Source organism: Polaromonas sp. P1_F1, assembly GCF_056405795.1.
The window spans coordinates 22826-28836 of the sequence record NZ_JBFUBJ010000014.1; the positions used below are offsets into that span (position 1 = coordinate 22826).

6 protein-coding genes are annotated in these 6011 nt (G+C 64.6%); 4 read left to right on the forward strand and 2 right to left on the reverse strand.

The window, feature by feature from the left end; all coding sequences use genetic code 11:
• Window positions 1-6: 6 nt before the first annotated feature.
• Window positions 7-1215 (reverse strand): MFS transporter, encoded by a 1209-nt coding sequence (locus AC1DZE_RS23060; protein ID WP_477670503.1) that lies wholly within the window; start codon window positions 1213-1215, stop codon window positions 7-9.
• A gap of 116 nt (window positions 1216-1331) precedes the next feature.
• On the opposite strand from AC1DZE_RS23060, the gene AC1DZE_RS23065 reads away from it, so the two are divergent.
• On the forward strand, window positions 1332-2282 hold the full coding sequence (locus tag AC1DZE_RS23065; protein ID WP_477672046.1) for a LysR family transcriptional regulator: 951 nt from the start codon (window positions 1332-1334) through the stop codon (window positions 2280-2282).
• Between the two features lie 19 nt (window positions 2283-2301).
• Here the strand turns inward: AC1DZE_RS23065 and AC1DZE_RS23070 are convergent, their stop codons facing one another.
• A complete protein-coding gene (locus AC1DZE_RS23070; protein ID WP_477672047.1) occupies window positions 2302-3204 on the reverse strand; it encodes a LysR substrate-binding domain-containing protein in 903 nt (300 codons plus the stop codon).
• Between the two features lie 78 nt (window positions 3205-3282).
• Between AC1DZE_RS23070 and AC1DZE_RS23075 the strand changes: the two genes are divergently transcribed.
• From AC1DZE_RS23075 to AC1DZE_RS23085, 3 genes are all read left to right on the forward strand, one after another.
• Complete coding sequence (locus tag AC1DZE_RS23075; protein WP_477700598.1) at window positions 3283-4185, forward strand: N-formylglutamate amidohydrolase; 903 nt, start codon at window positions 3283-3285, stop codon at window positions 4183-4185.
• The gene (locus tag AC1DZE_RS23080; RefSeq protein WP_477670499.1) at window positions 4182-5174 is read left to right on the forward strand and encodes a Bug family tripartite tricarboxylate transporter substrate binding protein; all 993 of its coding nucleotides are present in this window, start codon (window positions 4182-4184) and stop codon (window positions 5172-5174) included. The genes AC1DZE_RS23075 and AC1DZE_RS23080 overlap by 4 nt, the downstream gene beginning before the upstream one ends.
• A gap of 189 nt (window positions 5175-5363) precedes the next feature.
• A partial coding sequence (locus AC1DZE_RS23085) for a porin (protein WP_477700599.1) occupies window positions 5364-6011 on the forward strand: 648 nt, incomplete at its 3' end.

Below are 6011 nucleotides of genomic sequence, written 5' to 3' on the forward strand. Positions count from 1 at the left end.
TCGTTTTCACGCGGCGCAGCGCACCAGTTTCTTCGCTGGCCACATTCGCACCACCAGTGCTGCCGCACCCGATACCGCGGCCATCACGCACACGCCCTGCCAGCCGGCGTGCGCCAGCACCACGCTACCCAGCCACGCACCGCCGGCCATGCCGCTGAACATGCCGATGAACAGCACCGCATTGAGCCGGCTGCGCGCGGCGGGTTCAATGCCGTAGACGATGGTCTGGTGAGCAATCAGCGTGGCCTGCGCGCCCAGGTCAAACACCACTGCACCCAGCGCAATGAGCCACAGCTGGTTGGGGCCACAGGCCATGGCGATGAAAGCGGCGGCGACCAGCACAGCGCCCAGCCGGGTGACGACTTCAGGGCCTTTGCTGTCGGCGATGCGGCCGGCCAGCGGTGCTGCGAGCGCACCGGCGGCACCGGCCACACCGAAGGCGCCAGCGGCGCCGCTGCCCAGGTTGAAGGGCTCGGCGTGCAGCATGATGGCCAGCGTGGACCAGAAGGCGCTGAAGCCGATGCTGATCAGGCCCTGTGCGGTGGCCGCGCGGCGCAGCGCGCCGTGGCGCTTCCACAGCGTGGCAAGCGAGCCTAGCAGCGCCAGGTAGGGCAGCTGCGTGGTCGGCTCAAAGCGCGGCAGCCGCCGCCACACCGCCACGCCCAGCAGCGCAATGCTGAGGGCCGCGCCCACAAACATGCTGCGCCAGCCGAACTGCTCAGCCACGACGCCGGCCACCACGCGCGACAGCAGGATGCCCAGCAACAGGCCGGTCATCACCGTGCCCACGGTTTTGCCGCGACGGGCTTCGGGTGCGAGTGTGGCGGCGGCCGGCACGATGTCTTGCGCCAGCGTGGCCGCAAGACCGATCGCGAGGCTGGCCAGTGCGAGCACCGCCACGGACGGCGCGGCGGCGGCGAGCAGCAACGCCAGCACCAGAGCGGCGGCCTTGCCGAGGATGATGCGCCGGCGGTCATAGCGATCGCCCAGCGGCGCGAGGAGTCCTATGCCCAGCGCATAACCGAGCGTGGTCAGCGTGGGCACCAGGCCGATGGCGGCGGGCGTGGACTGGAACTCAGCAAGCAGCAAGGCCAGCATGGGCTGGCTGTAATAGAGCGAGGCTGCGGCCAGGCCGGCACCGGTGGCGAGCAGGAGAATCAATGGGAACGGCAAGCCGGGCCCGGTTTGGTCATGCGTATTAGCTGTAGAAGTCATGAGGAAAATCCCGATTTGAGGCAGGACGCGAGTATGCGGGTGAGGTTTTGCGCTGTGAAGGCTGCTATTGGGCACAATGGTCATACGCAAAACGCATAAGTAACCTGGGGTACCTCATGAAAACCGCACCGGACCGGATCGAACTCATGCAGACCTTTGTGCGCATCGTGGAGGCGGGCAGCCTGTCCGCCGCCGCAGCGCAGATGAACGCCACGCAACCCACAGTCAGCCGGCGCCTTCAGGCGCTGGAACGTTCGCTGGGCCTGAAGCTGCTGCAGCGCTCCACCCACGCGATGAAACTGACGGAGGGTGGCGAGCGCTGCTTTGCCCGTGCCAAGGAGCTGCTGGGCAACTGGGGGGCTTTTGAGGCCGACCTGCGCGGCACACAGGAAGTGCCGGAGGGCACGCTGCGTGTGGTGGTACCGCATGCGCTGGGCCAGCAGCAGCTGGTGGGGCCGGTGGTCGACTATTTGCGGCGCCACGAACGCGTCACGGTGGAGTGGCTGCTGCATGACGGCACGCCCGACTTCATCACGCAGGGCATCGACTGCGCGGTGCATGTGGGCACGGTGGAAGACCCCTCCCTGGTGGCTGTGAAGATCGCTGAAGTCCGGCGCATCGTGGTGGCAGCGCCCTCATTGCTGCAAGACAAACCGCCGCCGCTGCATCCCACCGGTCTGCAGGCCCTGCCCTGGCTGGCCCTGCAAACGTTCTACCGCAACGAGGTGGTGCTGATCCGCCGCCACGCCGACCAGCGCCGCGAAGAACACCGCTTTGCGATACGGCCGCGCCTGGGCACGGACAGCCTGTTTGCCCTGCGCAACGCCACGCTGCTGGGCCTGGGTGCGAGCATCGCTTCGACCTGGCTGGTGGCGGGCGACGTGGCCGAGGGCCGGCTGCTGCATCTGGCGCCGCAGTGGTGTGCCGAGCCCCTGCCGGTCTACCTGATCTACCCCTATTCGAATTTTTATCCGGCCAAGCTGCGCCGCTTTATCGAAGCACTGCGCGAGGGATTGCCCAAGGGCATGGGCCTGCCGGCCCGCGAGGACGGGGCCGGCGCAGCCTGATCGCAGCGCCTGGGAGAGGTCAGGCGCCGGCCGTGTTGCCGGCCTGCTCTTGCAGCCATGAGGCAAACGCTTCAACGGCGCGATTGCTGTGGGCGGCAGCTGATCGTTGGCAAAGGTAATACCCGCGCGAGATCAGGACCCGGGTGTCGAAGGGCAGGACCAGCTTGCCGCTTTCGAGTTCGCTCTCAATCAGGCACGGCTGGATGACGATGGCTCCCATGCCGGCGCATGCCGCGACGATGAGGTTGTTGCCCAGATCGAACCCCGGGCCCAATGCTGGCTTGGGCTGCTTTAAACCTGCACCCTCCATCCATACGGCCCAGTTGTCGGGGTAGTTGATGTGATGAAGAAGGGTATGTGCGGCGAGATCCCGCGGATGCTGAATGCTTCGCGCAAGTGCGGGCGTGCAGGCGGGCGTGATCTCGTTGCCCAGCAGATAGCGTCCGCGGATACCGCGTGGCCACCTCCTTCCGGGACGCCTGAGCGCGATCCACAGGTCCACGTCGTCGCGCTTGAAGTCTTCGTCGAAATGAAATTGGCGCAGCTCCACCTCAACATTGGGATTCAAGGACTTGAATTGCGCGAGCCTGGGGACCAGCCAGCGCGTTCCGAGGGTTGGTATGACGCTCACCCGCACTTTGTGTTGCAATGACTCTCCGCCGAACTGGGTGACCGCCGCCTCCAGCCCGGCGACATGGGTTTCGACCAGCTTCTGGAATTCGCGCCCGCGGACTGTGGGCACAACGCCCGCCTGCTGACGGTCGAACAGGCTGCAGCCGAGCCGTTGTTCCAGGCGCAGGATGGCCTGGCTGACGGCGCCCTGCGTGACAGAGAGAACTTCCGCCGCGCGGCGAAAACTCCCCAATTGGCAGACCCCAAGAAACGCGTGCAGTTCGGCCAGCGACGGCGACTTGAATTTCATGGCCCTATTAGATCATCTAATCAGCAGCTTTGAAATTGTCGTTTGTCGCGCAGCACTCGCGGCGCCACACTACCCGCCATGAGCCAAACCATGTCCCGCGCCGAACCCGTCAAAGTCGTCCGACCCGTCGTTGATCCCATCGCACTGGTGTGCGACTCCCCCCACAGCGGCACCTACTATCCGCAGGACTTCGATTTTTCCATTGAATTGCAGCAACTGCGGCAGTGCGAAGACACGCTGATCGAGCAGCTTTGGGACGCGGCGCCGCTGGTCGGCGCGACGCTGGTGCACGCGACGTTTCCGCGCAGCTATATCGACCCCAACCGCAGCGAGGACGACATCGACCTTGCGATGCTGGACGGAGAGTGGGCTGAGCCAGTGGCCCCTTCTCAACCCTGCCTGCGGCTGGGTAACGGCCTGGTGTTCAGCAAGACTCCGACACTACAGCCGATCTACAGCCGCCGGCTTCATGCCAACGAAATCAAACACCGGATTGAAAGCTGCTGGCGGCCGTATCGCCATGCGCTGGAGGACGCGCTGGCCCAGTCAAGCACCCCGCAGGGTGAACGGTGGCACCTCAACCTCCATTCCATGCCGAGCAACGCGTATGTGCGCCTGGGGTTGCCGGACAAGCCGCTGGCCGACATCGTGCTGGGCAACCTGCATGGCGCCAGCTGCAGCGCGGCTTTCGCTGACTTCGTCGGGGACGAGTTCAAGCGGCAAGGCTACACCGTCGCACTGAACGACCCCTATGCGGGGCAAGACCTGGTGCGCACTCTTGGCCGGCCCGCACACGGACAGCACAGCCTGCAGATCGAAATCAACAGGTCGCTCTACCTCAACGAAACAACACGCGAGCCGAAGCGGCAGTTTCCTGAACTCAAGAAGCGCATTCACCTGGTGCTGCAGGCCATCGCGGGGTACATCAGGGAAGAAACCACCCACCCGAAACGCCACGTCAACATCAAGGACACAGCATGATCACCATCCCAAGCCGTCGGAAATTCCTGGGCATAGCGGCCGGCGCGGCGAGCGCGGTGGCGTGCCCGGCATTCAGCCAGCCGCAGGCTTACCCGAGCCGTCCCATTACCCTCATCGTGCCGTTCCCGCCGGGCGGGGCGGTGGACATCTCAGCACGCGCCATGGCCGACAAACTGGGCAGGCTGCTGGGCCAGCCGGTCGTGATCGACAACAAGGCCGGCGCAGGTGGCGCCATTGGCACCGGCATTGTTGCAAAGGCCGCGCCCGATGGCTATACGCTGGTCGTCACTTCGCAGTCGACCCATGTGGTCAATCCGGCGGTGTCACCCAACCTGCCTTATGACGCAGTGAACGATTTCGCCTACATCACGCTGATCGACAGGCTGCCGAACGTGCTGGTCGCCAGCGCCAAGCTCCCGGTCAAGACCTTTGCCGAATTTGTACGCTACGCCAAGGCCAACCCCGGCAAATTGAACTACGCATCGTCGGGCAACGGCTCGGTGGCACACCTGAGCATGGAGCTGCTCAAGTCGAAGCTGGGCCTGTTCATCACGCACATTCCCTACCGGGGCGCCGGACCGGCACTGACGGATCTGCTCTCGGGGCAGGTTCAGCTGACGTGGAACAACCTGCCCTCCAACCTGGCCATGCTGCAGAGCGGAAGCCTGCGCGCACTGGCCGTCGCCTCGCCGCTGCGCGCACCGCAGTTGCCTGATGTTCCCACCTTCGACGAACTCAAGCTGCCCGACCTGAACCTCACGTCGTGGACGGGGCTGGCAGCGCCGGCAAAAACGCCGGAGGCCATCATCCAGAAACTCTACGACGCGGTACGCACCATTCTTCGCGACAAGGACACGCTGGAAGCCTGGCGCAAACGCGGTGCGATGCTGCCCGAGAACGTGCGCCCCGCCGAATACCGGCAGGAAGTCATTCAACGCATCCGGTTCTTCAAGGATGTCGCTCAGGCCAACAAGATTGTTCTGGAATAGCCGCGCATGAACCTTCACCACCCCACCACGCTGCCGCAGCCAGACGGTTGACGCGCACATACACGCACCTGTGAGTTGCTGCCCCGTGGAAGACGAAATCTTCTCGGGCCTGGGCGAACTTTGCCCGCGAATATCCATACGGCGGTGATTGGGCTCCCGCTATCTATAGAAAACTTTGAGGAGTGAGGAATGAATTACAAGATGATCTGCCTGGCAGCGGTTGCTGCCGGTGCAATAGCACCCGTTGCCGCGTTGGCGCAAAGCACGGTAACGATCTACGGGAAGATGGATACGAGCTTCGAGAACTCGAAGACCGGCTCGGTCTCGCAGACGCTCATCACGGGCAACGCGTCCCGGTTCGGCTTCAAGGGAACCGAGGACCTGGGCGGAGGGCTCAAGGCCTTCTTCGGGATCGAGGCTGCGATCTCTTCCGACACCGGGGCGACGACCTCGCCGATGTACCGCAATTCGTTCGTGGGAATTGGCGGCGACTTCGGTGTGGTCAACATCGGGCGCATTGACTCGGCCGCGCCCAGCCGCACGCCGATCTATGCGATCCTGGGCCGCAACGTGGAGTACGTCATCCATGACGCCGGCGCCACCGCGATTGGCTCCTCCATCTTCAATGCACGCACCCGGGTGTCCAATGCCATCGGCTACGCCAGCCCGGTGATCAGCAACTTCGTTTTCCGCGCCGGCCATTACTTCAATGGTGAAGGCCTGCCGGAAACCGCGGCCGGCCCGGTCCGCTTTGAAAGCGACTACAAGCAGACCGATGTCTCGCTGAGCTACGGCGAAGGCGGCGGCCCGCTGGGCCTGGGGGTCGGCTACGGAAGG

Coding starts and splice junctions, on each gene's coding strand:
- AC1DZE_RS23080 (WP_477670499.1), top strand. CDS start 4,182: ATGATCACCATCCCAAGCCGTCGGAAATTCCTGGGCATAGCGGCCGGC.
- AC1DZE_RS23065 (WP_477672046.1), top strand. CDS start 1,332: ATGAAAACCGCACCGGACCGGATCGAACTCATGCAGACCTTTGTGCGC.
- AC1DZE_RS23075 (WP_477700598.1), top strand. CDS start 3,283: ATGAGCCAAACCATGTCCCGCGCCGAACCCGTCAAAGTCGTCCGACCC.
- AC1DZE_RS23070 (WP_477672047.1), bottom strand. CDS start 3,204: ATGAAATTCAAGTCGCCGTCGCTGGCCGAACTGCACGCGTTTCTTGGG.
- AC1DZE_RS23060 (WP_477670503.1), bottom strand. CDS start 1,215: ATGACTTCTACAGCTAATACGCATGACCAAACCGGGCCCGGCTTGCCG.